This is a genomic window from Ruegeria sp. YTSC325, from assembly GCF_059609525.1.
Genome location: NZ_JBXWLY010000009.1, coordinates 174,273 through 198,743 on the forward strand (window position 1 = coordinate 174,273; position 24,471 = coordinate 198,743).

Below are 24,471 nucleotides of genomic sequence, written 5' to 3' on the forward strand. Positions count from 1 at the left end.
TCGGCATGAGCAACCGTTTTGCGGACAAAGCTGCCGTTCGCCGTTGCGCGGCGCTGGGACGTAGCCTGAATACCCGGTTCGCGGACAAGGTGGCCGTTGGTTCCATAAACAAAACGGCCGTTCTTGGGTTTAGAGTATGCGGATTTCGAAAAGCGGGCAGGATTACGTGTCTTCTCTTCCGCAAGCACAATATCTCAATTGGCACCCTTATTGGATGCTGAGGAGGTCGCTACCAATCGAATTTCCATCATATCTTTAGGTCCAGGCGCGGCTTCCAAAACGGGCGGAAGAGTTCAATCTTGGGGCATCGGTTCATCACGACTTTAAGGCCCGCCGCTTCGGCGAGTTGCGCTGCTTTGTCGTCGTACACACCGATTTGACCCCAAAGAACTTTTGCCCCGATTGCGATAGCCTTCTCGGCAAAGGCATAAAACTCTTCCTTCGGGCGAAAAACGTCTACCATATCAACATGTTTGTCGATCTCTTCCAGCGAGTGGTAGACCTTGAGCCCTCTAATTTCCGAAACATTCGGGTTAGGATTCACCGGAAGGATATCATAGCCGATTTCACTCAGCTGTCGCAGAACGCCATAGCTGAATTTCGTTTTGTCTGCGCTAGCCCCCACCATTGCAATGGTTTTAACCGACTGCAGGATGTCGGCGAGGTATTTGGGGTCGTAATCGTAGATGCGGTCGATATCTGCTTCGGGCATCGGTTAACCTTCCTTCGGCGTCGCAATGTCAGCCTTGAGCTCGTGGGGTTTGAGAGGGTCGAGAAACGGATTGCGGTACAGCTTGTCATGGCTCTCGACCCCGATCTCAAGCGTGATGTCGGATGTCGGACGTGCCACGCAAAGGATCACATAGCCGTTCGCGATTTGCCGATTATTCAGCGCAACCTGTCGGCGTTGATCGATCGCGCCAGTCTGTAGTTTTGCCGCGCAGGTAATGCAGCCGCCATACTTGCACCCAAAAGGCAAGTCGACGCCCTGTTCTCTCAGCGTTTCCAGAAGTGGACGCCGCGCATCCACACAGTATTGCGCGCCATCTCTGTTCGCGATCGTCACGGTATACATAGTCATAGCCAGATGTCGCTTGTGCAATCACCGCCTGGATACCGGCTCTCGTGACAGCGCGATGGACCATTCGGTTCTTTGCCAAAGTCCACAATGAAATCCTCGTTGATCTTCATACCGCCGTTTTCAGGGTCGCAATCGATCATCACCATAACCCCACCCTTTTTGCGGATCTCGGGATAGAACTGGTTATCCCAAGTCGAGAACAGCGAGGTCGTGACATAAAGCCTTCGCCCGTCGAGAGAGAGCTGGAACATTTGCGGACCACCCGCTACCTCAACCCCGTTAACGATCGGAGCTTTACCCAAAAGGCCCCCCATAAACACTTGGCCGGTCAGCTTGGGATTATGCGGGTCGGTGATGTCATACTGGCGCATATCTCCATGCAGCCAATTGTTCAGGTACAAATATTTGTCGTCCATCGAGATCAGGATCGCCGACATAACCCCCGGCAACGGGATCGGCCATTCGGGGTGCATCTCGTTTTCCACGTCGATGATCTTTTCCCACCGCCACTTTTTAGCATCGTCTTGCCACCAATGGATCACATTGGTCGAAAGAGCTGCGCCACAGAACCCATGCGTGCTGTCGGGGTCATGGTGGAACTTGACTTCCAGTGGCAACAGTCCGTCTTCACCCAAATAGAAGCTTTCGACCGGTTCGCGCTTTTCGAAATCCCAAAAATGCAGCTCCCGCCCATATTTCAGATGGCCCACTTCTTCCAGATCGAAGCCTGGCATGAAGGTATTGGGCGCAGCCCATTCGGAACTGACCATCACGTTGTGGCGCGGTTGGTACCAGAAATCGTAGCCAAATTTGATATCGCCCATCGAGGTTTCCCAGCGACCGACGATGTTGAACTCTTTGTCGAGATGCAGATAGCCTCCAGGAGCCTCACCCTTGGCATTTCCAAGGAAGGAAATGATGATTTCCGAGCCCAAACAGTGCACCGTATGCGGGCCCGATAGATCTGCCTTGGCCTTGATCTCGGCCCCATCGATGATCTTATGCAACCGCGGCGCACGCGGGTCAGTGGCTGTATCAACGATGTGAAGGTTGTTAGAGCGTACGCCCGGCAAGATCAGGTATTTGCGGGACATTGAGCCGTCGTCGTGACAGGACGAACAGGCGTTCCACCCCATGTGGTGAAGCTCGTCCCCAATCTCTGGCATTTCCAGCCTATGGATTACCTGGGAATAGGTCGGGCTGTCAGGGTCGACATCCACTGTAGCAAGGTAATCAGGTTTCTGGATCCCTGTCCCAGTGTAGATGGCGATCGTGTAGAGTAGTTTTTCTCGGGGGGCTTTGATGGCTTCTTGCGGACTCTTGAAGCCCGGCCCACAGCATTGTCCATCCATCGAGTGCTCCTCCCTTGATTCCCTAAATTGTATCGTATATCGAAAATTTAATTATCATAAAGTGAGAAAAATGCATCTCGAACGATTAGCGCTGATTTTGGAAATCGTGGGTCAAAAAGGACGTGCGTCCGTAGCGGATATCTGTGCTCAGTCCGATATACCTAAACCGACGGCCTACAGGCTGGTTCAAGACCTTGTTTCATTCGGCCTCCTTGAATCACCAACCCGAGGTGAGTTCGCGATTGGGAATAGGCTAAAGCGTATCACGTTGAGCGATCACTCTGATCCCGCTCTTTTGCAAGTGATTGCGCCTGTCCTCTCTGGTGCCGCGAATGACTACGGCGCTGCGTTTTTCTTGTCTCGGCTACGGGGCCATTGGGTTGAGATTATTCATGTGGAGACACCGCAGACGGGCGTGTCTTTTCTTCATCCAGGTATGGGCAAACGACCAATGCACGCGTGCTCTTGCGCCAAGGCAATCGCCGCCGTGTCCCCTGAGCTGCTGTCTCAAGACCGATTGGATGGGCAGCTTAAGCGGTACACAGATCGCACGATTACAGACCCTAAGGATCTGGCCGCGGAACTCGATGTCATTCGAGCAAAAGGGTATGCGGAATGTGTTGAAGAGCTCGAGCGCGGGGTCAGTTCTGTCGCAACAACGCTGACTAAGACAGGTGTTGGTGCAACGCTTTCAATCGGCGCTACGGCGTCTCTTCGGGTGTTTACACCTTCGAAGCGAGAAAAGATTGGGCATACACTTACCACAATGTCACACGAACTTGCACGCGGGCTAGGATGGGGTGAAGCAGATAAAGAAAGGATACCCGCTTAGGTTCATGGGTATCGCAGTGCTGTAGGTTAACGCCATTCTGCAAGACAGGTGTGTTTTGCGACCTTCGCTGCTTTTAGGTCAATGAGGGAGACAAATATGGACGATGCAATGTTTGGCGGATTCTTCGTGATCAACGTAAAGCCCGAGTTTCGGCAGTCCTTTTTGGAGGCCAGCATCTACCAAGCGCAAAATGTTGTCAGTGAAGAACCCGAAGTTTTCCAGCTTCAAATTATGGTGGATGAGGCAAATCCAAATCGTTTCTATTTCTACGAAGTGTTCAGGAACGAAGCTGCAATTCAGGACTATTGGAACTCTGAAACTTTCAATAACTGGTTAGACACAGTCCATAAGATGCTGGATGGCGAGATTGAACTTGTTGCCAGGATGCGCTCGCTTTTTCCGACGCCAAAAGGTTTCGAGGCGCAAAAAGCAAGCCTGCTACTATGGTAAAATTGACCGACGTTTGAAGCTATCGCCGGTGCGAGAAAATTATGGATTTTGGTGCTGGACCGCGTTGGGCTCAAAGCAGCCTTTCGCTGCGGCTCACGCAAATGGTCGCTTTGGGCGCCCCCCCGAAGGCGACCCGAAGTTGCTAGATTTCAATGTCTTCGGCGATTGCTAGCGCATCCTCCAGCTCGACGCCGAGATACCTGACGGTGCTGTCCATCTTCGTATGCCCCAACAGGAGCTGAACGGCGCGAAGATTGCCTGTCTTCTTGTAAATCTGGGTCATCTTCGTCCGCCTCATCGAATGCGTACCGTATGCGCTCGTCTCAAGACCGATCGATTTGACCCAATCGCGGACGATCCGCGCATACTGGCGGGTCGAGATATGCAGCCGCTCGTGGAAGCGGCCAGGGCAAAGGTACTCGGAGCCAACCATGAGCTCGTCTTCCATCCACTTCTCGACTGAGGCGCGTGTGCCTTCGGAAATCTCAAAGCGAACAGGTTTCTGCGTCTTGCTTTGCAGGACTGAGGCGCGCTCCTTGATCAGACCTGATGCCATTGCATCGACGACTTTCATCTTCACCAGGTCACAGCGGCGCAGCTTGCTGTCGATCGCCATATTGAACAGCGCTAGGTCGCGCTGGTTTTCGGCCAATTCAAGTCGAACACGGATCGCCCAGACATGCTTAGGCTTCAGCGGTCGTTTCTGACCCACGATGCGGCCCTTGTTCCATGCGGGGCGAAGTGCGCGAATGGCTGGAAGGTTTGGTGTTTCCATGACTGATCCTCCGATCCGCCAGGCCCTCCCGAAACGACAACCCGACACTGACGAGGCACCATATCACGGGATTGCTGCGCGGCCTCTGAAGTCCGGAAGGAGCCCAAAGCGGACTGAAATGTGCTCGCCAAAAGGAATTGCGGCGATAGACATTCTCTTGAGCGGTCTAACCCATCACTAAATGCATTCACCGCCATCGATAACCAGGGCTTGCCCCGTCATAAAAGCGGATTCATCTGAAGCTAAATAGACGATCCCATGGCCAATCTCTTCAACTGTCGCCCATCGACTCATGGGGATCGCCTGCTCGATGTAGCTTTCCAGTTTGGCACGGCCTCCCATCTGCTTTTCGAAGCCTGCATTGAAAGGGGTGTCTACAAATCCTGGACATAGGGCATTGAAACGGATTGCATGGACAGCGTAGTCGGCTGCCATCTGCCGGACCATCGCAACTGCAGCGTGCTTTGTAGTCGCATAGGCGATCATACCCCGGTCATATTGAACCCCAGAATTGGAGGCCGTGACGATCACGCTGCCTCCACCTTGTGATTTCATATGGGGGACGGCTGCACGCGCGGCAATGAAGTGAGCGCGGACATTCAATGCCCAAGAAGCATCCATTCCATCTGGTTTCACTTCTTCCAGCGTTCCTTCGATCTGCAACCCAGCGTGAGAGTGCAACACGTCAAGCCGACCGAAGTTTTTAACTGCTTCGTCTATGGTTCTGGTAAGGGCATCGTCATCGGTCACATCAAGCTGTATGGCAGATGCTTGATTTCCCTGCGCAACGATTGCGGCCACAGTGGCTTCAGCAAGTGTTGCATCGCGATCGGTTACCACAACATGCGCACCCTCTTGTGCCATTGTCATTGAACCCGCCCGACCAATTCCTGATCCCGCGCCCGTCACGAGCGCGACCTTACCTGCAAGCCGCATGTCACTTGGCTCCTTTATTTAACTATTCGATTTTGAGGCGCCTCGGCGCAAAAGCAGCTGCGCTGCTACGAGCAACAAGAGCGAAGCACCCATAACCATAGTGCCGATGGCATTGATCTCGGGTGTTACGCCGCGCCGGATGGATGAGAATATGTAGATTGGCAGGGTTGTTTCTGAGCCAGCTACGAAGAACGCGATGATGAAATCATCAAATGAGAAAGTGAAGCTGAGCAGGAAGCCTGCCAAAATTGCCGGTGCTATCAACGGCAGGGTCACCTGTCGAAAGGTGCCCCAGGGCGTCGCAAAGAGGTCAGCAGAAGCTTCCATGAGCGCGCGGTCCATACCCGATAGCCTTGCACGTACGATGATTATGACCAGCGCCATTGTGAACATGGTGTGTGCGGCGACAAGCGTGGTCATCCCCATGGAAAGTTGCGGGGGATTTGCTCCATCGGGCCATAGGCTTGCAAGAAGCGGGTTTAGCCAGCCGAATACGGTGACCAGGGCAATGAGTGTCGCGATGCCGATGACGATACCGGGTATCATTATCGCAATATAAATCATCGCATCAAACAAAGTTCGGAGCCATCCCTTAACCCCTTGTAAAGCGATGGCCGCCATGGTTCCGAGAGTGGATGCGAGGCAAGCAGTTATGAATGCCGCAAGCAGACTGGTCTCGAGCGCGTCCATTACAAATGGGTTGTTCAGCGCTTTACCATACCATTGGGTCGAGAACCCCATGAACTGACTTGCGTGTCGTCCGGCATTAAAGCTGAAAAGCGCGATGATGCCGATTGGAATATAGAGAAAAAGGTAGACGCAAATCGCGTATAAGCGCATCGGGCCCTCACATCAGCGAGACATCTTCGCGCTGGCCACCCAGGCGCGAGATGAATTTCATGTAAATTGAGACAGTGACAAGCATTACGACAACCAGAGTCATTGCGACCGCCGATCCGTACGCCCAGTTCCGAGACTGCAGGAACAGGTCCACCAGCGCATTTCCGACGAAAAAGACCTTTCCGCCGCCCAAGATCGCTGGGATCAGAAACTCGCCCATCAGCAAGATGAAGACCAGCATGCAGCCAGTTGCGATACCAGGTACCGACAAAGGAAGTGTCACCTGACGGAACGTACGCCATGGGGTAGAGCCGAGATCAGCCGATGCTTCCAGAAGGCGTTTATCCAGTTTGTCTAAGCTTACAAAAATCGGGAAAACCATCAGAGGTAGATACCCATAGACAATCCCGACAAGCACAGCGAACGGCGTATTTATCAGGCGGATATCATCGATGCCGATCGACCCTAGTAAAGCGGGCAAGCCACGCCCCCCAAGGATGAAAATCCAAGCGTATGACCGGATCAGGATCGATGTCCAGAACGGCACGATCACTAGGATCAACAGCGAAGTTCTCCACTTTGGTGAACAACGCACTGCAAGAAAGTAGGCGAGCGGGTAGGCAATTACCAACGCAGCGATAGTCCCCAGTGGTGCAAGGATCAAAGTGTTCTTAAACGCCGTCCATCGCGCAGGAAGGTTGGCATATTGTTCCAACGTGAACGCTGGAACGTAGCCTCCGGCGGCACCCCGTTCGCCAAAGGAAAAGACGAAGACGACCAGCAGAGGAAGGGCTAGCATTACCAAAAGCCATATTCCTGCTGGAGCCAGCAACAGTGCTTTTCTGCCTCGTTCGGTCATTTTGTCCTCGTCTTTTCCGATATTGGCGGCCTTGCCGCTTAGGCCGACTTGAAGCGGGCGAGCAACTCGGCACGGTTTGGATCGGTTAGTGTAGCCGCCGCGCCGAACTCGAGTGCATTCAGAAGGTCAGCTGCCGGATAAAGGATCGGATCTTCCAGTAGTTCCTTCGGCAGCAACGCATTGGTGCGAGCATCAGCCGATGGATAGCCGTGAGCGAGGACTTCTTTCGCATTAACTTCCGGGTTCAGCAGGAAGTCGATCAACGCATAAGCGGCATCCATATGGGGTGCGCCCTTAGGAATAGCGTAGTAGTCGGACCAGAGTTCACCGCCCTCAGTTCCCAGAACGTAGGCGATTTCAGGCATGTCGACATTCATCTGCTTGCCGTCACCTGTCCAGCACATCGTCATCCAGGCGTCACCGTTACGCATCGGTGGCTGATAATCCGACGAGATTGCAAACAGATGCGGTTTGGCATCCAGCAACAATTTCTCGGCATCCGCCAGTTCCTTCTCATCGACCGAGTTAAAGGAGTAGCCGAAGTATTTCAGGGCATTACCGATGGTGGTGAGTTGGTAATCGTGCACCATTGTCCGGCCTGAGTAACCTTCCATAGTAAGGTCCCAGAACTCTTTCCATGTGGTTGGAGTCGGAGCGCCGTCAAGCTTGCTGGTGTTCACTGCAAAGCCAGTCGTGCCCCAGTTTTTTGGGACCGCGTAAAGCTGGCCATCGACAGAACCGGCGTCGGAAAAGCGCTGTTCGAATGAACCTGCGTCGTAGTTTGGCAGTTTGGACGTATCGAGCGGGATGATCAGATCTTCACCCACATACGTAGTGATCGTGTAGTTGGTTGGAACGAAAACGTCCCAGCCAGACCCTCCAGCCTGTAGTTTTGCCAACATCTCTTCGTTCGAGCCAAAAACATTGACCTGAACATGGGCGCCAGTGGCTTCCGTGAAAGCTTCGAAGTTCATCTCGTCATGGTAGTTCGGCCATGTGGCGAGGATCACTCGGTCGCCAATGTCCCCGGCAGCAAATGCCGGGCGTGGACGCAACCCAGGAATAGCCGTGCCCAGAACGGCCGTTGCCATCCCAAGACCTGTCACGCCTAAGAAATGTCGCCGTGTAACCGAACCCTTTTGGTACCGGCGAAGCTCTTCCATGAACTTTTGCTTGGAAATAGTCCCATTATCCTTGGTCATTGTGAACCTCTCTGTTGTTGGATTGCGGGATTTGTTATTTTTCCAGGATCAGCAGTGCGCCTTCGCCCCATGAAACAAAGGCCTGCTCTCCTGCATTGAACGTCCCCTCGTTCAATTCCGCTTGCCTTGGCACAAGTACGTGGAAGTCACCCAGTGCTTCGTTGCGCGCAAGGTATTCTGTGTGCTCCCCAAGGAAGATCCGATTTTGAATGGTAACTGGCAGAGCGATTTCAGCTGTGGGTAGCGCGCGGGTCAGCGTGATCTGTTCAGGACGGATACTAACGCACACTTCCTGCCCTGCATCTATTGGAATCTCCGGAGTTCCGTGCACCTTTTGGCCACTCGCTAAACGCACAGTGATTTGGTCGGCTGCTGAGTCAGTCACAGTTGCATCAAAGAAATTTGAGGTACCTACAAATCCAGCCACGTAGCGGCTGCGGGGCATGTCATAGAGTTCGCGTGGGCTGCCAACCTGCACAATACTGCCGCCTTCCATCACACAAATTCGGTCAGACATTGAAAGCGCTTCTTCTTGGTCGTGCGTGACGAGGACAAAAGTTATTCCCAGTTGTCGTTGCAAGTTCTGCAGTTCAAACTGCATTTCTTTTCGAAGCTTTCGATCCAGAGCAGCCATTGGTTCATCAAGCAGCAAAAGCTTGGGCTCGTTTACGATCGCACGCGCCAAAGCGACGCGTTGCTGCTGACCACCAGACATCTCCCAGATGCGACGTGGGCCAAACCCACCAAGACGGACAGTTTCCAGCGCTTGCTCAACCTTTGTCGCGATTTTTTGTTTGTCTACGCGTGGTCGTTGTTGGCGCAGGCCGTACGCGATGTTGTCGAACACGCTTAGGTGAGGAAAAAGAGCATAGTGCTGAAACACCATGTTGACTGGGCGATGGTGCGCATCCAAGTCGTTGACGACTTCTCCATCGAGCAACACCTGACCTTCGGTTGGCTTCTCGAAACCTGCCAACATTCTAAGCGCAGTGGTTTTGCCGCAACCAGATGGGCCTAAGAACGACAGGAACTCTCCTTTCCCAATGGAAAGATTCAGGTCTTTGGCGGCGACCACATTCCCGAAGGTCTTGGTCACTCCTCGGAGTTCCGCAATCGTCTGCATGGGAACGCTCATGTCAAAGCTCATATACTGCCGTTTTCCTTTTGCTTGATTTTTTGGCATTTGTTGGCATACCACTCAAACAAGAAAAAAGTAACAATAACTCGGAATAACTGTATATACCACAATTGGGGTATAGAGGTGCATTTCGAAAATCTGGAGCGGCGTGTGTACGATTGGATGGAAGAGGCCGGCAGGGTCGTGGAGAAGATCGGAACCCCAGAATTTCCATGTGCTTTGGCAGATGGCTTACGGCAGGTCGCACCATTTGATTTTACGGTGGTGTTTGGCCATGTCGGAACCGAAGCACCAATAGACCTTCACGACGATTTCCCCAAAAGCAAACGGCGTATTTTTGTTGAGGATTACCAAGCCGGGCCCTACGTACTTGATCCATTTTTTTTGGCCGCGACAAAACCAATAACACCGGGTCTGTACCGCATGCGCGATATCGCACCGGACAGGTTCTATCAGGGCGAATACTATCGCAGCTATTACAAAAGGACTGGGTTAGCAGAGGAGATTGGCTACTTTATCGATATCCCAGGCGCTGGGATGGTTGTGGTCTCGCTCATGCGAGCAGAGAAGCCTTTTTCCGCCAAGGAAATTCGTCATTTGCACGCTCTATGGCCGCTCGTTCGGGCAGCCTGTTGCAAACATTGGAGTAACTTTCCAACGATGGCCCGCGGCGCCGCAGCGAATGGCGTTAGTCGTCGCGTTGATCTAGCATTCCAGGCATTTGGCGATGGCGTTCTGACGCCACGAGAACGAGAAGTCGTTGAGTTCACATTGAAGGGCCATTCGGCAGAAGCTGTTGGCACAATTCTCGGCATCTCTCCAGGCACAGTCCGCATCCACAGACGCAACATTTACGCGAAACTTAGGATCAACTCGCAGGGTGAGCTTTTTTCAAAGTTCATTGAAAAGGCGCTTTAAAAGGTTCCTTGAACACCCACTTTATCCGTTTTGCCGACCTTGCTACCTTGTGACCCGGAAAACACCAAACATTTGGACGGCATTGTCTGATAGCCAAGGAACCCAAAGGGAGAGGGTTGGGACGCCCGGGACCCATGTCGGGCTAAATTAATAACCGAAAACGCTTTCGGGCCATTGTCTATCTAACCGGACCAGCCGTTTTAAATATGGCGTCAAGATACGAAAGGCAAAAAATTCATGGACGCACCAGTTATCCAGTTGATTTTTATGCTCATCTTGCTGGTTGTCGTGATCTGGCTTTATATCCTGCCGATCACGATGGCAGGGCGGCGCAACCGATCCGGTTTGATCTGGTTCCTGATCGGTCTGGTTGGATCACCCCTTTTGGCTATTCTTTTGCTGCTGGCTCTAGGTGACGCACCCGAACAACCAACAACCTAATTTTGGGACGATACCATCTGACACTCAAAAGGGCTTAACCGGAGGGTATCTGGACGCTCGTGAGCCATAACGTCCTGCTCAGCATGCAATAAGGGTACCAATTGAGACACTATACTTCCGGAAGTGAAGACAACTAGTCCTTCTCACTCTCCACAACCGTGTACTGTAAACCCAAGGTCGGCCGATTTGATTGGAGAACCACAGACCGCTTTGTCCGCACATGAGACATCGAGTAATTTTCAACGAATGACGGCTCTGCCGGACAAAACCGCCATTGCTTAGCGAGTGAATGGTTCCGAGCTACGACTGCCTTCGCCTAAGAATATTTGACTGAAATCACCTGTTACGAGCTCTGCTCAATGTGACGGGCGTCATTCCCAAGTATGAAGCAATGTGGAAATGGGCAAACAGCGCTTCATACCCGGGGTGTACCTTTCGAAACCACTCTAAACGTTGCCGCGCGCTCAATGCTGCAAGGCACCACTCGCGTCCGACTTTGCGGGCCAACTCCTCGCGCATTAAGTTATTACCCCATTCGCGTATGCCTTCGAAATTCACCATTAGGTCCATCAACTGCGCAGCTGGCAGTGTCGCAGCAACGGCGTCATCCAAAATCTCAATATCCACCAACGAACTTCCAACTGAAGTTCTGGCCATGTTGGGCGTTATCACCATTGGAGCGGCGTACAGGTTCAGGGTTACCTCTGTACCCTCGGCATCGGTGACTACGCTTCGCGCACGTCCTTTGAGTAGGAAATACTCATTCTCGTCTCGCTCACCTTGGCTCGACATGTAAGTTCCGATTGGCCAGTTACATATTTCTAATGCATTTACCAGTGTCTCCCGATCTTTGTCCGGGAGTTCCGTCATGAATTCTTCGATGGTTTTCAGATGAATTTCCACTCCATGCACCCCTAACTCACGTTATCAAATGATAATGCTTGAACCGGCCGCGCACCGATAGTCCAGCATCGTCAATGCTGGAGAAAATCTATGAATAACTCACTTCCCTACCCACATCATGGTTCCCGAATCCTGCTGTTCTGGTGCGCCGCGATGCTCGTCTACTTTCTTATGGTCTTCGGTTCGCTTGCAGATATTGAACGGATCACCGGGGTAAGGGCATTCGACATGCGACCAAACGGCTATTCCTACGCTGATGCCCTGGCACTCATTTCCGCACTCGGAGAAGAAGGACGACGAGTTTATCTTACCATGCAAATTCCACTGGACACGGTGTACCCGGCTCTATTGGCGATTTCGAGCGCCAGTTCGCTTTATTGGTTGTCGCAATCCTTTGGCTCGACTGCTCGATGGTATCGAGTCGTTGCCGCTGTAGCTTATCTTGCGGCAATCGCGGATTATGCTGAGAATGGGTTGATCGTCTGGATGCTAAATACCGGTCTTGGCGTTCCCGAAGCACTGGTTACAGCGGCAAGTTTGGCGTCGGTGAGCAAGGCTATCTCTTCGACGATTGTGTTTACCACCTTGCTGATTGCTCTAGTCGAGTTTGCTATACGGAGAATACGTCAGCGACCAAAGGTCAATTGAACGTCCGCTTTGGCGCCATGCATGCCGCGGACACTCCAATCTTGAACTGCAGGAGCTCGGCATCGCTGGCCTGTAGACTTTGCTGTGGCTGCGCATCTGGGCGCATTCCTGAGCAGTTTCGTAGGGTCCATGAGGTTGCTGTTACTTTTTGTCATCGTGCCGCCGCCCAGTTTTGCACGTTGCCGAAAATGCCTGGCCACCTTCTTTGACTTCCATACCTACAAACTTGGAAATATCTGCCTAATTTTTGGTGCTGCTTGTTGATCAAAGACTGCCTTCCAAGAGAATGCAGCCTCCAATACTGAATATCCGTTACGCTTTTGCTCTACGCGAACCGATCAAATGGATTGTGTTCCGCCTCTGCTTCAGGAACCTGAATATTGCTGCGGTTAGTTGGGCTCCCGCCCAATGCGCTTACGTGTAAACGAAGTTCTCTCAACAGCGCCGCGCTGAGGTCCTGTTTGTCCTGTACTCGAGCCCTCAGGATACACGCCGATTCCAACAAGGCACGGTCGCTATGAACCAACCAAGGCAATTCGTCTGCAAAGGCGCGCCAGACAGCCTGTTCCGTCTCGTTGAGATAATCCGGCGGCCCCCCGAGCTCGCCTAGACCTTCCGGTTCGTTCCGTCCTCTGTACCGCTGGGGGTCTTTCTTTGCGGCGCCTGTCAGGATCGCCTTGCCTAGTGGTGTCTTTGGTCTGGGCATTCTGTACCTCGAATTTCTGAATTGCGGATATGTGTAAACGGCGGGTGTGTCGGTATGTGGTGCGAAAGCAACCATGATTGACCTACCCCCCCCCGTTAAGATGGTGCGCTGGCCTGCTCCTTAGTCGACCTTCATTGTTCCTTCGTATGTCTCTTTGCTTCTCACAGAGTGGTTAGTATTAGTGTTCCAAATCAGAACCGACCGATCGGAGAGAAACCGGCCTGACGGGTTCTGATATGGAACCATCAGAGGTCTTTGGGTTCTCAAACGGAACCACAGATGAAGGTGACGGGTCCGTCTCAGAACCGCGTTTTGTTTTTTGGGGCTGCCAGAACCGCCAGTCGTCGGTAGCCACTTTTTTGCCGGACCGGGTCTGCATGGCCTTGGTGGTCAAACGCCACTCATGGGCGCGACGGTGATACCAGTTGCCTTCCTGCTCCAGCACAAGGAATCCCTTGTCCTGAAGTTCTGCGAAAGCCCGCTGAACGGTGGCTTTACCAAGCCCCAAGATTTCTGCCGCTTCGTTCATCGACAGAAACACCTTGCCGTTGTTGCCGCCATTGAAGCGGGTGTGGAGCTCCAGCCAGAGTTTCACTGCAGGTCCGGACAGAGCCCGCCACGCCGGGGACTTGATCATGGCGTAGGGCAGATAAACGAACTGGCCCTCATCCGACCGTTTGCCCTTAGGAGACCTTCGCCTACTCATCGCGACACCTCCGCTTGAATTGCTCAGGCAAGGTATGCAGTTCGGGTATGTCACAGCCGATATGCGCCCGGACGAGCCGGGTTAGGCCGGATTTGGACACAGAGTACCCGAGCGTGTCCCAGGCCGCTCCCCCGGTCGGAAATTGGGGTCTCTGACGCTGAAACAACCATTGGATACCATCCCGGCAGACAGAGACGCGATAGATACCATGGCGAAAGAGTTCGCCGTGGTAGTTCTCAGCGGTTTCCCGATGATCGGTCCAGGAAAGGGGGCCGTCATCCAGCCCGCCTTCATAGCTTTGATTGCGCGATTTGGAAAAGGACATATCAGCCATGCTCGACCCGTCCTTTCCGTACGATCACCCGTTCGACCGAATGACTCAAAGGCGACCAGTAGTATCGGCGCTCGTTAGGTTTCTTGGAAGCGGCCTGTTTTGAGTCGTAGTTGCTTACTATTTTCATGTATTCTGTCCTCGCTTGCGCGGAGGGACGAAACACGATAGATTTCGAGTGTAGATTTTCTACAGTGTGAGAACGAAATCACCCGTGTCCAATGACGTCCCATTGGCGCGGGATTTCGTTATGCGCTCAGGCTTTCACCCATGATCCAGGCATCAATCTGATGGGTGTCCACGAACGCTGCACGCCCTACGGTGTGCTTTGTAATAGCACCCTTTTTGACCGCTCGGTCGAATGTGGACCGGCTCAACGAGTAACGCCTGATAGCGTCCGTAAGACGGATCAGGTTTGCGGTTTTTGCGTTCTGCTCTGCCATCTAGTTTTCCTTGAAAAAAGGAAAAAACCAGGAATAGAGCACCGAATTCCCAAAGACATTGACAAGAATAGTGTCTGCAACAGCGGACATTTATCCTTGCCAATTTTTCTGGCAGTCGTCATAAAAACGTATGACGAGAAGGAGAAGCAAAGAATAGTCGGCTGAAAATGTGAGCCGCGATGTTCTCCTGAGAATTGCATTCTATTCGAGGCCTTTTCGCTAAGGTTTCGTTCTAAGCAGGTGGGGCGCCGGCGTATCCTACAACTTAGGCGCCCCCCTGCGGTGGAGCTTCATAAGCAATCGTGAAGTGTACTGCTTATGTAACGAGCATAGACCCCGCGCATCTTGGACCGCAATACCTTGATGACAGGTTTCATGATTTCCACAATATACAGGGGGATAAAGGGTCGGTTTTGCGGATAAGCTGTGGATAAGCTGTGGTTTATTGGCCAATGGTCACGCATTCGCATTCCCCCGAATCGAAACGACCTCTTTTCCTGTAACGTGAGCGGCCCAACGTTCAGCCAACAGCAGACGTTCGTCAAAGTAGTCAGATCTCTGGTAGGCGCGCGAAACGGCTGATCCGACCTTGTGGCCTATCGCGGTCTCTTTGATTTCATAATCCGTGCTGGTCGCTTCGTCAGCCCACGTCCTGAAGCTGGCACGGAAGCCATGAGGTCGCGCCTCAAGTCCCAACCGCTCCATATGTCGGGACATGCTGGCATCGCTGATGACGTCCTTGCGCGCTCCGGGGAACAAATATCCATCGCGGGCAGTCTTCTCAGCCAATTCCACGATCCGTATTGCTTCTTTTGACAGCGGTACGCGGAAATCATCCGTTTTGCCGCGCGGGCCTTTCACAAGCTCTGCCGGTATGATCCAGAGGTTGTTCTCAATCTGGCTAATCTGCCCAAACCGGATAGGCTTCGACCGTAGCCCTGTCAGGATTAGCAATTGCAAAGCGAGTTGAACCGTGCCGCCGCCTTCAAGGCTCTGATAAAACGTCGGGACATCCCTCCAATTCATCGACGGTATGTTCTCGGGCTTGTGAACCTGTTTGCCTAGCAGTTCGCGGGCATCCTCTATCGCATGACGGTCGATTTCGTACCGTTTGGCGCTTGCATAGCTCAAGCAGGCTTTGAGCCGGGTTAGTGACTTTCTGGCCACGTCAGTCTTGGTGTGCCAAATCGGGCGTAGTGCATCGGCTATCGCGGTGCCGGTGATATATTCGACCGGCGTATCGCCCAGCGCGGGCAGTACATGGGTCTTAATCGGGCTGTACCAGCGGCCAGCCTCCCCATCACCTTTTAGCTGCGCTTTGCGCGCCTCAAAGGCCAAGGGAGCGATATTCTTGAGCAGTCGCTCTTCGCGGGCCTTCGGATCATTGGCTATCTGGTCCGCCGCAGCCTGTTCTTTCTCTGCTTTCCGTACCTCTATCGGGTTGCCGCCGCTTTTAACGATCCAGCGATAAGCATCAGCCATTTCACGGGCTTGCGCCAGCGACACCCCAGGGAAGCCACCTAGACCCATTTCCTTGCGCTTGCCCGAGATAGTGAAGCGAAACACCCATTGGTTGCCTGTGGCCAAGCGGTACAGGTACAACCCGCCACCGTCGCTGTGTTTGCCAATGCCCGCGCTCCGAACCTTTGCGGCGCTCAGCTTATAGAGACTTCCGGCCATATCCCCTCTTGGTGCTTCTTGTCCCCCGTTTTATCCCCTCTTTTTCCTGCGGTATCAAGATGTATCTTGACGCAATGTGATGGGGTAATCCTATAAATACCTTATTATTAATCGTAACTTTCTGACCTTGTGAAGGACAATGACGCTTAGTGATTACTTTGTTCAGTGCCCTCTTGAGGCACCATTTTCCGCAAAAACAAAGATTAGGCGCGTTTTTCGCCGATTGTCGCCACGCCCAGAACAGAGAGCACTTTGGCTTCGATCTGCTCGGCATTCATCCCGGCCACCGCGTACATATCAGCAGGGCTGGCCTGATCGATGAAGATATCGGGCAGTACCATTGAACGGTATTTCAGGCCGTCATCAAACACGCCCTCATCAGCCAGCAGCTGCGCCACATGGCTTCCGAACCCGCCGATTGCGCCTTCTTCGATGGTGATCAGTGCCTCGTGATTGGCGGCCAGATCCAGAATCAGGCCGTGGTCCAGTGGCTTGGCAAATCGCGCATCAGCAATGGTCGGCGTGATGCCTTTGGCGGCAAGCGCCTCGGCCGCCTTTTGCACCTCGGCCAGACGGGTGCCGAAGGACAGCAGGGCGACGCGCGCGCCGGTCTGGATAATGCGGCCTTTGCCGATTTCCAGAACCTCACCGCGTTCGGGCAGGTCTACGCCCACGCCCTCGCCTCGCGGATACCGGAAGGCGATGGGGCCTTCGTCATGTGCGGCGGCTGTGGCGACCATGTGCATCAGCTCGGCTTCATCGGCGGCGGCCATCACCACCATGCCCGGCAGGTTGGACAGATAAGCGATGTCGAACGATCCCGCGTGCGTCGCGCCATCGGCCCCCACAAGGCCCGCGCGGTCGATGGCGAACCGAACCGGCAGGCGCTGAATGGCCACGTCATGCACAACCTGATCATAACCGCGCTGCAGGAAAGTCGAATACATGGCGCAGAACGGCTTCATCCCGCCTGCGGCCAGTGCGGCAGCAAAGGTCACGCCGTGCTGTTCGGCAATCGCCACGTCGAAACAGCGTGAAGGGTAGCGTTCGGCAAACAAGTTGAGTCCGGTGCCATCGGGCATCGCAGCGGTCACAGCTACTATCTTGTCGTCGCGCCCGGCCTCATCCACCAGTGTCTTGCCAAAGACCGAGGTATAGGACGGCGCGTTCGAAGGCGCTTTGTGCTGTTTGCCGGTCACCACGTCGAATTTCGCGGTTGCATGCCCCTTGTCGCGGGCTTGCTCGGCGGGGGCATAGCCCTTGCCTTTCTTGGTCAGCACATGGATCAGGATCGGCCCGGTTGCCCGCGCCTTGACCGTGCGCAGAACCGGCAGCAACTGGTCCATGTCATGCCCGTCGATGGGACCGATATAGGAAAAGCCAAGTTCTTCGAAAAACGTGCCGCCCATGGCCATGCCCTTAAGCATCTCTTTGGCGCGTTTCGCCCCTTCGCGGAAGGGTTCCGGCAGCAGGGACACCGCGCCTTTGGCGGCGGCTTTCAGATCGTGGAACGGGGCCTCGGTATAAATCCGCGACAGATAGCTGGACAGCGCACCAACCGGGGGCGCAATGCTCATCTCATTGTCGTTCAGGATCACAACGAGGCGTTTCTTCAGGTGGCCCGCGTTGTTCATCGCCTCGAACGCCATGCCTGCGGACATCGACCCATCGCCGATCACGGCAATCGCATCACCCAAGCCTTCAGGCGTGACACCGCCCAAATCGCGCGCGACGGAAAACCCAAGCGCCGCAGAGATTGAGGTGCTGGAATGCGCGGCCCCAAACGGGTCATAGGGGCTTTCGCTGCGTTTGGTAAAGCCACTGAGGCCGTCTTTCATGCGCAGGGTGCGAATGCGGTCACGCCGCTCGGTCAGGATTTTGTGCGGGTAACATTGATGCCCCACATCCCAGATGATCTTATCGCGCGGCGTGTCAAAAACGGCGTGCAGCGCCGTGGTCAGTTCGACCACACCCAGCCCCGCCCCCAGATGTCCCCCGGTGACAGACACGGCCGAGATGGTCTCAGCCCGCAGCTCATCCGCGACCTGTCGCAATTGCGAGTCCGAGAACTGCTTGAGGTCCGCAGGGCGGTTCACAAGGTCCAGCAGAGGCGTATTGGGGCGGTCAGACATATGGCGCATTCCTGGCTTAGCTGTCCCGGGCAATAACGAAGCGGGCGGCGTCCTTCAAGGTTTCAGCGGCAGGCCCATAGCCATCCAGCGCAGCACAGGCCTGATCCACCAGCTCGGCCGCGCGGGCCTTGGCGGCCTCCAACCCAAGCAGCGACACAAAGGTGGCCTTGCCCGCCTGTGCATCTTTCTGCAGGCGCTTCCCGGCCTTTTCGGCATCGCCCTCAATATCCAAAATGTCATCCGCGATCTGAAAGGCAAGCCCCAGAGCGCGGGCATAGTGGCGCAGCGGGTCCGCATCCGCCTGCGCCAATCGCGCGCCCGCACAGGCCGACCATTCGATCAAAGCCCCGGTTTTGCCCGCCTGCAGCCGCGTGATCTGATTCAGCGTCAGCGGGCTGGCCGCTGTTTCCGCCGCGATATCCAGCGCCTGACCCAGAACCATCCCCTGCGCACCGCTGGCTTTGGCCAACGTTAGGGTCAAATCCGCGCGAATTGCGGCTTCACCCACCTCGGCACGCGCGCACAACTCAAAGGCAAGCGTTTGCAGAGCATCCCCGGCCAGAACGGCGGTGCCTTCATCCCATTTCACATGAACCGTGGGCCGCCCCCGGCGCAGATCATCATCATCCATGCAAGGCAGATCATCATGGACCAGCGAATACGCGTGCAGCGCCTCGATCGCCGTAGCTGGCCAAATCGCGCGATCGGCGTCGACCCCATGCAACCGCGCGCTTTCCAATACCAGAAATCCGCGCAGCCTTTTCCCACCCTCGGTGGCATAAGCCATCGCCCGGGTCACATCCAGATCGTCCAGCGCCCCCAAAACCGTATTGAAGTGGTCCTGGATAAACGCCGCATCCTGCGCCAATCTGTCTCGAAACATTTACTGACCTTCGACAGGCGTAGTCCCGGTCGGCTGACCATTGGCGTCCAGCGTGATCGCGGCCACTTTTTCCTCGGCTCGCTTCAACTCATCCTCGCAGCGCTTCTTCAGCGCCGCTCCGCGTTCGTACAGCGCGATGGACTGGTCCAATGCAACATCGCCACGTTCCAGCTGGCCGACCACGGTCTCCAGCTCTTTCATGGCCTGTTCGAATGTCATCTGGTCGACGGGTGTCTCGGTCATTGGGCTGCCTTCATCAATTCTTCCACATGAGCACGGGTGGCTTCGGACAGGGCTCTCAGATCATACCCGCCCTCCAGAGTCGAGACGATACGACCGCCGCATGCTTCGCCCGCAATTTTGCAAAGTTCGGAGGTGATCCATGCGAAATCATCTGTGGACCAGTTCAACTCTGCCAGCGGATCGTCCTGATGCGCGTCAAACCCGGCCGAGATGATTATCAGCTCGGGCCGAAACTCTCTGAGACGCGGAAAGGCCAGCGCGCGATAAGCTGCCCTCATCACCACCCCGCTTGAGCCCGGAGGCAGGGGAATGTTCAAAACGGTGTCAAATGTTCCGGTCTCGTCAGGCCGGCCCGAACCCGGCCACAGGGGCATTTGCTGGCTGGTGACGACCAACGCACGTTTTTCGTCCCACAACAGGTCCTGCGTGCCGTTACCATGGTGGACGTCGAAATCGAAAACGGCGACCCGTTTCAGTCCGTGATGGTCCAGCGCGTGTTTGGCGGCCAGCGCTGCATTACCGAAAACACAAAACCCCATTGCGGTGTCCGTTTCCGCGTGGTGGCCGGGCGGCCTAACCGCACAAAACGCATTTGGGGCCTCACCACCAAGCACCAAATCCACCGCACGAACAGCCGCGCCCGCCGCGCGGTAGGCGGCACTGACCGAGCCTGGGCACAGAAACGTATCGCCATCAACCTGACGGAACCCCTCGGTCGGAGCGGCACGGCGAATATCCTGAATATAGCTTTCGGGATGAATACGCAGCAAATCATCATCCGCTGCCAAGGGCGCAGTCTTGCGATCCAAATCCAATGGTTCCAAAGCGTGCAGAATATGCTCTAACCGCGCGACCCGTTCAGGATGGCCCTCGGGTGTTACATGTCCAAGGCAATCCGCATGAGTCAAAAGCGCAGTCTTCATCGGGATCCCATCTTCATCTGGCTACAAATATCCTCGCCGAAGGCATGAAATCACCGCGCAGCGGCTCAATCAGTCCGGAGCCAACATGTAACCCGCGCCGCGTACAGTTTGCAAATACCGCGGCTGTTTGGGGTCTTGTTCGATTTTGCGCCGCAGCCGGGTGATCTGGACATCCACCGCGCGTTCCTGTGCCTGACCCTTGTCGCGGCCCAGATCTTCAACCAGTTTCGACCGGCTGATCGGCTCGCCAGGCTGGGCCGAGAAAATCTTCATCAACTGGCTTTCCGTTGCGGTCAGGCGAACAGGTTCTTCACCTTGCCACATCTCACCTTTTTCGACGTCGTACCGGATCGGACCCAGGGTTAGGATTTTGCTGACAGTCTCTTGTGCTGGCGTTTCGGGCATGCGCCGCAGAATGGCATTGATGCGCAGCAGTAGTTCCTTGGGCTCAAACGGCTTGGCCAGATAATCGTCTGCCCCCGCCTCAAGCCCTGCAATTCGATGCTCGGTCTCGCCGCGGGCTGTCAACAACAGGATGGGCGTCGCATGGGTTTCGCGCAGCGCCTTCGTCAGGCTGACACCATCTTCCCCTGGCATCATCACATCCAGCACGATCATGTCGAAATCCAACCCCGACAAAACCCGACGTGCATGGGCCGCATCCCGCGCCGCCGTAACCAAAAATCCGTTCCGCATCAAAAATTTCTTGAGCAAATCCCGGATACGTTCGTCATCGTCAACGATCAGCAGATGGGCGTCCATATCGCTCATGAGGTGGTATCCCGTAATTTCTTGTATGCATGACGCATATCAGCATCCATCATGGCTTCAAGTACTTTACGAAACCCTGACACGGCCTCGGGGCCTGCGTCTTTGTAAGCGGCACGCATTCGAACGCGCTGGGCTTCTGATAGTTTCGCTTCCAGAGCTTCGCCTTCATGGGTTAGAAATAGGTGCCGTTCGCGTTTGTCCACTGTTCCAACGCGACTTTCGACCAAACCGTCCTCGATCAACGTGCGCAAAACCCGGTTCAGAGACTGTTTTGTCACCCCCAATATGGCCAGCAGGTTGTTAACCGTTGTCCCTGGCGCGCGTTTGATGAAGTGGATCGCGCGATGATGCGCGCGGCCATAGGCAAGGTCCGACAGAATGCGATCAGGATCCGCTGTGAACCCGCGATAGGCAAAAAACATCGCTTCGATCCCCTGCCGCAGTTGTTCATCTGTCAGAAACAACAGGCTTTCGCCGCCGAAAACCTGGGCGGGACGGGTGTCAGACATATCATGCCTCATACGTTACTTCTGCCCGAGTTTATGTCAGCGTTATTGACATTCCAAGAGGAGACAGGTATCGAATCGCAGTTTTTGCGCAACTTTATGTCCGATTCGGACTTAATTGGCGCAATAATCGAAAATTTCGACCCGGTTCAGGAGGTTTCGCATGGCGGGGTATGATGATCGTGATGGTGTCATCTGGTTGGATGGCAAGCTGGTTCCCTGGCGCGAAGCCAATGTCCATATCCTAACACACGCAATGCATTATGCGTCCTCGGTCTTTGAAGGCGAGCGCGCTTACAATGGCAAGATTTTCAAAAGCCGCGAACATTCCGAGCGCCTGATCGCCTCGGCCGAGGCGCTGGATATGCCGATGCCTTACACGTTGGACGAAATCGAAACCGCCAAGGAAGAGACTCTGAAAGCCAGCGGGCTGCAGGACGCTTATGTGCGCGTTCTGGTCTGGCGCGGCTCGGGTGAGGATATGGGTGTCGCGTCGGCTAAAAACCCTGTGCGGATGGCTGTGGCAGTCTGGCCTTGGGGCGCCTATTACGGCGACGCAAAGATGCAGGGTGCCAAGCTGGATATCGCGGAATGGAAACGCCCCAGCCCCGAAACCATCCCCGTCCACGCCAAGGCGGCGGGTCTTTACATGATCTGCACCATCTCAAAGCATAAGGCCGAGGCCAAGGGCTGCTCGGACGCATTGTTCATGGATTACCGCGGTTATGTGGCCGAGGCGACCGGTGCGAACGTGTTTTTCGTTAAGGATGGTGAGGTTCACACCCCGCTGGCCGATTGCTTTCTGAACGGCATTACCCGCCAGACCGTGATTGGTATGCTGAAAGACAAGGGTCTGAATGTGATCGAACGTCACATCATGCCGGAAGAAATGGCCGATTTCGAGCAATGCTGGCTGACCGGCACCGCAGCCGAGGTCACTCCGGTCGGGCAAATCGGCGACTACACGTTCGAAGTGGGCGACATCACCCGCGAGATCGCTGCCGCGTACGAGGCGCTGGTCCGCGCCTGATTCACAAGGAATCACATCCCCGCTTTGGCGGGGTTTTTTCTTTGCCCAGCGTTCAAGAGATTGTGCAGATCGTCCGGGCTGCTGGATGTTTTGGCAGACGATTGTACGTTAGGTCTATGTTGGACCTTCTCAGCGATATCCTCACCCGCCTGTCTTTGCGCGGTACGTTTTATTTCCGAACTTCGTTCACGCCCCCTTTTGGCATTCAGGTACCGGCCTTTGAAAACGTAGCCCGGTTTCACTTTGTGCAGCGCGGTGAACTGAAGGTTCATGTCTCTAACACAGGGGAAATCCTGCGTCTGAAGCAGGGCGATCTGATCCTGATCCCGCATGGATCAGCCCATGCGCTGCTGTGCAACGAGGTCAAACCGCTGGATGCGCTGCCGCTGGAACAGGTGCTGCAGGATGCAGGCTATCAGGGTGATGGCGTGCTGATCTATGGCGGCGAGGACAAGACCCGCGATACACAACTGATCTGCGGGCATTTCTCTTTCACTGAGCCACCCGGGCGGCAGGGTACCGGACATATGCTGATCGACCGGCTGCCCCCTTATATCCTGATCGAGAATTACGGCGAGGAAGCCGGGGCCTGGATCGAGTCTACCCTGCGGATGATTGGGTCCGAGATTGGTGGAACGCGGATTGGCGGCGATTTAATCGCGCTAAAACTGTCCGAAGTTCTGTTTGCGCAGGCCATCCGCGCTCATCTGGAACATCAAAGCCCCAGCGAATCCGCGCTGGCCGGGTTTGCTGACCCGCGTGTGTCCCGCGCGCTGACAGCGTTTCATCAGGCGCCCGCGCAGGACTGGAGTGTTGAGAGCTTAGCGCGCGAGGCTGGAATGTCCCGCACCGCATTTGCGCAACTGTTTTCCGAGAAGATGGGGACAACTCCGATGCAATATCTGACCGATTGGCGGATGCAGATCGCTTGCCACGGTCTGACTGAAAACCGGTGGAATGTAGCAGATGCGGCGGCCGAAGTAGGATATGCATCCGAGGCAGCCTTTTCCCGCGTCTTCAAGAAACAGGTCGGCCTGTCGCCGGCAGCATATCGATCAATGCATTGATGCCCTGATTTCTGGACGATCTGCAATTTTTTGCGGACGATCCGGACTGAAACGTACAGGCCTTCCGACCTACCTTGGAGCCATACCAAGCAAGGAAAGGAAATATAATGTCTGTTCGTTTCGTTACGCGCAATATCCATGCCTATCTGGACTATCCCGTCGCTATCGCCCTGATGACGCTGCCTTTTCTTTTGGGGCTGGGTCAATCCAATCCGTTGGCGCTGTGGTTGTCGGTCGTCACTGGTGTTGCCGCTTTTGTGCTTACCGTTCTGACCAACCATCACCTGGGGATCTGGCGCGTCTTACCCTATAAGTTTCATCTGGCCGTGGATTTTCTGGTCGGAGTGACGTTTCTGGCTGCGCCTAGCCTATTTGGGTTTTCGGGCGTGGATGCGGTATTCTACTGGTTAAACGGCGCTGCGGTGGTCGCCGTCATCTCGCTCAGCACGCCGGAAGAGGGAGTGACAGCGTGAATGCGTTATCCACAAGTGTCACAATATCGTCGTGATACTTTCAAAAATCTGAGCCGCTTGTTTTACAAACAGGCGGCTCACTGCCGCTCACCAATCTCGTGGTCCCTAGGTTCTGGACCTATTAATTTGGTTGCCGTCGACTTGGCTGCGTGATTCAAGCCCCTGAGTTTCAGGGGTATATCATGAACAGTCTATTCTGGCT

29 protein-coding genes are annotated in these 24,471 nt (G+C 54.7%); 8 read left to right on the forward strand and 21 right to left on the reverse strand.

Annotation, left to right across the window (positions count from 1 at the left end):
* Positions 1-247: 247 nt before the first annotated feature.
* Genes AC2FF7_RS14540 through AC2FF7_RS14550 form a run of 3 tightly spaced genes read right to left on the reverse strand, consistent with a single transcriptional unit; the run spans position 248 to position 2,433 of the window.
* Positions 248-712, reverse strand: coding sequence for a CoA-binding protein (locus AC2FF7_RS14540; protein WP_170754812.1), 465 nt, complete (start codon positions 710-712; stop codon positions 248-250).
* A 3-nt stretch (positions 713-715) separates the two neighbouring features.
* Positions 716-1,075: a 2Fe-2S iron-sulfur cluster-binding protein gene (locus AC2FF7_RS14545; RefSeq protein ID WP_029621660.1), complete on the reverse strand. Its 360-nt coding sequence runs from the start codon at positions 1,073-1,075 to the stop codon at positions 716-718.
* A gap of 2 nt (positions 1,076-1,077) precedes the next feature.
* The gene (locus tag AC2FF7_RS14550; RefSeq protein WP_496905837.1) at positions 1,078-2,433 is read right to left on the reverse strand and encodes a selenium-binding family protein; all 1,356 of its coding nucleotides are present in this window, start codon (positions 2,431-2,433) and stop codon (positions 1,078-1,080) included.
* A gap of 70 nt (positions 2,434-2,503) precedes the next feature.
* Between AC2FF7_RS14550 and AC2FF7_RS14555 the strand changes: the two genes are divergently transcribed.
* Together AC2FF7_RS14555 and AC2FF7_RS14560 are read left to right on the forward strand one after the other, a co-directional pair.
* The gene (locus tag AC2FF7_RS14555) at positions 2,504-3,265 is read left to right on the forward strand and encodes an IclR family transcriptional regulator (protein WP_480869461.1); all 762 of its coding nucleotides are present in this window, start codon (positions 2,504-2,506) and stop codon (positions 3,263-3,265) included.
* A gap of 96 nt (positions 3,266-3,361) precedes the next feature.
* A complete protein-coding gene (locus tag AC2FF7_RS14560; protein ID WP_480869464.1) occupies positions 3,362-3,715 on the forward strand; it encodes a putative quinol monooxygenase in 354 nt (117 codons plus the stop codon).
* Positions 3,716-3,857: 142 nt separating this feature from the next.
* Here AC2FF7_RS14560 and AC2FF7_RS14565 read toward each other — a convergent pair whose 3' ends face one another.
* The 6 genes from AC2FF7_RS14565 to AC2FF7_RS14590 all read right to left on the reverse strand — a co-directional run bounded on the left by AC2FF7_RS14565 (position 3,858) and on the right by AC2FF7_RS14590 (position 9,462).
* Positions 3,858-4,490: a tyrosine-type recombinase/integrase gene (locus AC2FF7_RS14565; RefSeq protein WP_353392664.1), complete on the reverse strand. Its 633-nt coding sequence runs from the start codon at positions 4,488-4,490 to the stop codon at positions 3,858-3,860.
* A gap of 177 nt (positions 4,491-4,667) precedes the next feature.
* Positions 4,668-5,426: an SDR family NAD(P)-dependent oxidoreductase gene (locus tag AC2FF7_RS14570; RefSeq protein ID WP_353392665.1), complete on the reverse strand. Its 759-nt coding sequence runs from the start codon at positions 5,424-5,426 to the stop codon at positions 4,668-4,670.
* 18 nt (positions 5,427-5,444) lie between these two features.
* On the reverse strand, positions 5,445-6,266 hold the full coding sequence (locus AC2FF7_RS14575) for an ABC transporter permease (RefSeq protein WP_480870502.1): 822 nt from the start codon (positions 6,264-6,266) through the stop codon (positions 5,445-5,447).
* 7 nt (positions 6,267-6,273) lie between these two features.
* Positions 6,274-7,125 (reverse strand): ABC transporter permease, encoded by an 852-nt coding sequence (locus AC2FF7_RS14580; protein ID WP_170566510.1) that lies wholly within the window; start codon positions 7,123-7,125, stop codon positions 6,274-6,276.
* Between the two features lie 38 nt (positions 7,126-7,163).
* Complete coding sequence (locus AC2FF7_RS14585; RefSeq protein WP_093962198.1) at positions 7,164-8,327, reverse strand: ABC transporter substrate-binding protein; 1,164 nt, start codon at positions 8,325-8,327, stop codon at positions 7,164-7,166.
* 34 nt (positions 8,328-8,361) lie between these two features.
* Positions 8,362-9,462 carry an ABC transporter ATP-binding protein gene (locus AC2FF7_RS14590; RefSeq protein ID WP_234899573.1) on the reverse strand — a complete coding sequence of 367 codons (1,101 nt, stop codon included), beginning with the start codon at positions 9,460-9,462 and terminating at the stop codon, positions 8,362-8,364.
* 153 nt (positions 9,463-9,615) lie between these two features.
* Between AC2FF7_RS14590 and AC2FF7_RS14595 the strand changes: the two genes are divergently transcribed.
* The gene (locus tag AC2FF7_RS14595) at positions 9,616-10,383 is read left to right on the forward strand and encodes a helix-turn-helix transcriptional regulator (RefSeq protein WP_480870507.1); all 768 of its coding nucleotides are present in this window, start codon (positions 9,616-9,618) and stop codon (positions 10,381-10,383) included.
* A 237-nt stretch (positions 10,384-10,620) separates the two neighbouring features.
* Positions 10,621-10,824, forward strand: a complete 204-nt coding sequence (locus AC2FF7_RS14600) for a hypothetical protein (RefSeq protein ID WP_058283652.1) — start codon at positions 10,621-10,623, stop codon at positions 10,822-10,824.
* A gap of 336 nt (positions 10,825-11,160) precedes the next feature.
* Here the strand turns inward: AC2FF7_RS14600 and AC2FF7_RS14605 are convergent, their stop codons facing one another.
* On the reverse strand, positions 11,161-11,727 hold the full coding sequence (locus AC2FF7_RS14605; protein WP_496905838.1) for a Crp/Fnr family transcriptional regulator: 567 nt from the start codon (positions 11,725-11,727) through the stop codon (positions 11,161-11,163).
* Between the two features lie 90 nt (positions 11,728-11,817).
* Between AC2FF7_RS14605 and AC2FF7_RS14610 the strand changes: the two genes are divergently transcribed.
* Positions 11,818-12,375 carry a hypothetical protein gene (locus AC2FF7_RS14610; protein WP_480870513.1) on the forward strand — a complete coding sequence of 186 codons (558 nt, stop codon included), beginning with the start codon at positions 11,818-11,820 and terminating at the stop codon, positions 12,373-12,375.
* Between the two features lie 884 nt (positions 12,376-13,259).
* On the opposite strand, the gene AC2FF7_RS14615 is transcribed toward AC2FF7_RS14610, so the two are convergent.
* The 11 genes from AC2FF7_RS14615 to AC2FF7_RS14665 all read right to left on the reverse strand — a co-directional run bounded on the left by AC2FF7_RS14615 (position 13,260) and on the right by AC2FF7_RS14665 (position 21,702).
* Positions 13,260-13,787, reverse strand: a complete 528-nt coding sequence (locus tag AC2FF7_RS14615) for a helix-turn-helix domain-containing protein (protein WP_480870518.1) — start codon at positions 13,785-13,787, stop codon at positions 13,260-13,262.
* Positions 13,780-14,121 (reverse strand): hypothetical protein, encoded by a 342-nt coding sequence (locus AC2FF7_RS14620; protein ID WP_480870521.1) that lies wholly within the window; start codon positions 14,119-14,121, stop codon positions 13,780-13,782. Before AC2FF7_RS14620 ends, AC2FF7_RS14615 begins: the two co-directional genes overlap by 8 nt.
* A complete protein-coding gene (locus tag AC2FF7_RS14625) occupies positions 14,114-14,248 on the reverse strand; it encodes a hypothetical protein (protein ID WP_480870524.1) in 135 nt (44 codons plus the stop codon). Before AC2FF7_RS14625 ends, AC2FF7_RS14620 begins: the two co-directional genes overlap by 8 nt.
* Positions 14,249-14,366: 118 nt before the next feature.
* Positions 14,367-14,561 (reverse strand): helix-turn-helix transcriptional regulator, encoded by a 195-nt coding sequence (locus AC2FF7_RS14630; protein WP_480870527.1) that lies wholly within the window; start codon positions 14,559-14,561, stop codon positions 14,367-14,369.
* Between the two features lie 456 nt (positions 14,562-15,017).
* The gene (locus tag AC2FF7_RS14635; protein WP_496905839.1) at positions 15,018-16,241 is read right to left on the reverse strand and encodes a tyrosine-type recombinase/integrase; all 1,224 of its coding nucleotides are present in this window, start codon (positions 16,239-16,241) and stop codon (positions 15,018-15,020) included.
* A gap of 203 nt (positions 16,242-16,444) precedes the next feature.
* Positions 16,445-18,373, reverse strand: a complete 1,929-nt coding sequence (gene dxs, locus AC2FF7_RS14640) for a 1-deoxy-D-xylulose-5-phosphate synthase (RefSeq protein ID WP_480870533.1) — start codon at positions 18,371-18,373, stop codon at positions 16,445-16,447.
* Between the two features lie 16 nt (positions 18,374-18,389).
* The gene (locus AC2FF7_RS14645) at positions 18,390-19,256 is read right to left on the reverse strand and encodes a polyprenyl synthetase family protein (RefSeq protein WP_480870536.1); all 867 of its coding nucleotides are present in this window, start codon (positions 19,254-19,256) and stop codon (positions 18,390-18,392) included.
* Positions 19,257-19,499 (reverse strand): exodeoxyribonuclease VII small subunit, encoded by a 243-nt coding sequence (locus tag AC2FF7_RS14650; protein WP_170355709.1) that lies wholly within the window; start codon positions 19,497-19,499, stop codon positions 19,257-19,259. It abuts the gene before it with no gap.
* Positions 19,496-20,422 carry a histone deacetylase family protein gene (locus AC2FF7_RS14655; protein ID WP_480870540.1) on the reverse strand — a complete coding sequence of 309 codons (927 nt, stop codon included), beginning with the start codon at positions 20,420-20,422 and terminating at the stop codon, positions 19,496-19,498. Before AC2FF7_RS14655 ends, AC2FF7_RS14650 begins: the two co-directional genes overlap by 4 nt.
* A gap of 69 nt (positions 20,423-20,491) precedes the next feature.
* Entirely contained in the window at positions 20,492-21,193 is a 702-nt protein-coding gene (locus AC2FF7_RS14660) for a response regulator (protein WP_170355711.1), read from the reverse strand.
* A complete protein-coding gene (locus AC2FF7_RS14665) occupies positions 21,190-21,702 on the reverse strand; it encodes a MarR family winged helix-turn-helix transcriptional regulator (RefSeq protein ID WP_480870543.1) in 513 nt (170 codons plus the stop codon). The genes AC2FF7_RS14660 and AC2FF7_RS14665 overlap by 4 nt, the downstream gene beginning before the upstream one ends.
* A 160-nt stretch (positions 21,703-21,862) precedes the next feature.
* Here AC2FF7_RS14665 and AC2FF7_RS14670 point away from each other — a divergent pair, with 160 nt between their 5' ends.
* From AC2FF7_RS14670 to AC2FF7_RS14680, 3 genes are all read left to right on the forward strand, one after another.
* Complete coding sequence (locus AC2FF7_RS14670; protein WP_170755433.1) at positions 21,863-22,729, forward strand: branched-chain amino acid aminotransferase; 867 nt, start codon at positions 21,863-21,865, stop codon at positions 22,727-22,729.
* 116 nt (positions 22,730-22,845) lie between these two features.
* A complete protein-coding gene (locus tag AC2FF7_RS14675; RefSeq protein ID WP_496905840.1) occupies positions 22,846-23,796 on the forward strand; it encodes an AraC family transcriptional regulator in 951 nt (316 codons plus the stop codon).
* A gap of 107 nt (positions 23,797-23,903) precedes the next feature.
* The gene (locus tag AC2FF7_RS14680; protein WP_496905841.1) at positions 23,904-24,269 is read left to right on the forward strand and encodes an SPW repeat domain-containing protein; all 366 of its coding nucleotides are present in this window, start codon (positions 23,904-23,906) and stop codon (positions 24,267-24,269) included.
* The last annotated feature ends 202 nt before the right edge of the window (positions 24,270-24,471 follow it).

What these genes read in the sequence shown, in the direction of transcription:
- AC2FF7_RS14540 (WP_170754812.1), bottom strand. Translation starts at nt 712, where the DNA reads ATGCCCGAAGCAGATATCGACCGCATCTACGATTACGACCCCAAATAC.
- AC2FF7_RS14545 (WP_029621660.1), bottom strand. Translation starts at nt 1,075, where the DNA reads ATGTATACCGTGACGATCGCGAACAGAGATGGCGCGCAATACTGTGTG.
- AC2FF7_RS14550 (WP_496905837.1), bottom strand. Translation starts at nt 2,433, where the DNA reads ATGGATGGACAATGCTGTGGGCCGGGCTTCAAGAGTCCGCAAGAAGCC.
- AC2FF7_RS14555 (WP_480869461.1), top strand. Translation starts at nt 2,504, where the DNA reads ATGCATCTCGAACGATTAGCGCTGATTTTGGAAATCGTGGGTCAAAAA.
- AC2FF7_RS14560 (WP_480869464.1), top strand. Translation starts at nt 3,362, where the DNA reads ATGGACGATGCAATGTTTGGCGGATTCTTCGTGATCAACGTAAAGCCC.
- AC2FF7_RS14565 (WP_353392664.1), bottom strand. Translation starts at nt 4,490, where the DNA reads ATGGAAACACCAAACCTTCCAGCCATTCGCGCACTTCGCCCCGCATGG.
- AC2FF7_RS14570 (WP_353392665.1), bottom strand. Translation starts at nt 5,426, where the DNA reads ATGCGGCTTGCAGGTAAGGTCGCGCTCGTGACGGGCGCGGGATCAGGA.
- AC2FF7_RS14575 (WP_480870502.1), bottom strand. Translation starts at nt 6,266, where the DNA reads ATGCGCTTATACGCGATTTGCGTCTACCTTTTTCTCTATATTCCAATC.
- AC2FF7_RS14580 (WP_170566510.1), bottom strand. Translation starts at nt 7,125, where the DNA reads ATGACCGAACGAGGCAGAAAAGCACTGTTGCTGGCTCCAGCAGGAATA.
- AC2FF7_RS14585 (WP_093962198.1), bottom strand. Translation starts at nt 8,327, where the DNA reads ATGACCAAGGATAATGGGACTATTTCCAAGCAAAAGTTCATGGAAGAG.
- AC2FF7_RS14590 (WP_234899573.1), bottom strand. Translation starts at nt 9,462, where the DNA reads ATGAGCGTTCCCATGCAGACGATTGCGGAACTCCGAGGAGTGACCAAG.
- AC2FF7_RS14600 (WP_058283652.1), top strand. Translation starts at nt 10,621, where the DNA reads ATGGACGCACCAGTTATCCAGTTGATTTTTATGCTCATCTTGCTGGTT.
- AC2FF7_RS14610 (WP_480870513.1), top strand. Translation starts at nt 11,818, where the DNA reads ATGAATAACTCACTTCCCTACCCACATCATGGTTCCCGAATCCTGCTG.
- AC2FF7_RS14615 (WP_480870518.1), bottom strand. Translation starts at nt 13,787, where the DNA reads ATGAGTAGGCGAAGGTCTCCTAAGGGCAAACGGTCGGATGAGGGCCAG.
- AC2FF7_RS14620 (WP_480870521.1), bottom strand. Translation starts at nt 14,121, where the DNA reads ATGGCTGATATGTCCTTTTCCAAATCGCGCAATCAAAGCTATGAAGGC.
- AC2FF7_RS14625 (WP_480870524.1), bottom strand. Translation starts at nt 14,248, where the DNA reads ATGAAAATAGTAAGCAACTACGACTCAAAACAGGCCGCTTCCAAGAAA.
- AC2FF7_RS14630 (WP_480870527.1), bottom strand. Translation starts at nt 14,561, where the DNA reads ATGGCAGAGCAGAACGCAAAAACCGCAAACCTGATCCGTCTTACGGAC.
- AC2FF7_RS14635 (WP_496905839.1), bottom strand. Translation starts at nt 16,241, where the DNA reads ATGGCCGGAAGTCTCTATAAGCTGAGCGCCGCAAAGGTTCGGAGCGCG.
- dxs (WP_480870533.1), bottom strand. Translation starts at nt 18,373, where the DNA reads ATGTCTGACCGCCCCAATACGCCTCTGCTGGACCTTGTGAACCGCCCT.
- AC2FF7_RS14645 (WP_480870536.1), bottom strand. Translation starts at nt 19,256, where the DNA reads ATGTTTCGAGACAGATTGGCGCAGGATGCGGCGTTTATCCAGGACCAC.
- AC2FF7_RS14650 (WP_170355709.1), bottom strand. Translation starts at nt 19,499, where the DNA reads ATGACCGAGACACCCGTCGACCAGATGACATTCGAACAGGCCATGAAA.
- AC2FF7_RS14655 (WP_480870540.1), bottom strand. Translation starts at nt 20,422, where the DNA reads ATGAAGACTGCGCTTTTGACTCATGCGGATTGCCTTGGACATGTAACA.
- AC2FF7_RS14660 (WP_170355711.1), bottom strand. Translation starts at nt 21,193, where the DNA reads ATGAGCGATATGGACGCCCATCTGCTGATCGTTGACGATGACGAACGT.
- AC2FF7_RS14665 (WP_480870543.1), bottom strand. Translation starts at nt 21,702, where the DNA reads ATGTCTGACACCCGTCCCGCCCAGGTTTTCGGCGGCGAAAGCCTGTTG.
- AC2FF7_RS14670 (WP_170755433.1), top strand. Translation starts at nt 21,863, where the DNA reads ATGGCGGGGTATGATGATCGTGATGGTGTCATCTGGTTGGATGGCAAG.
- AC2FF7_RS14675 (WP_496905840.1), top strand. Translation starts at nt 22,846, where the DNA reads ATGTTGGACCTTCTCAGCGATATCCTCACCCGCCTGTCTTTGCGCGGT.
- AC2FF7_RS14680 (WP_496905841.1), top strand. Translation starts at nt 23,904, where the DNA reads ATGTCTGTTCGTTTCGTTACGCGCAATATCCATGCCTATCTGGACTAT.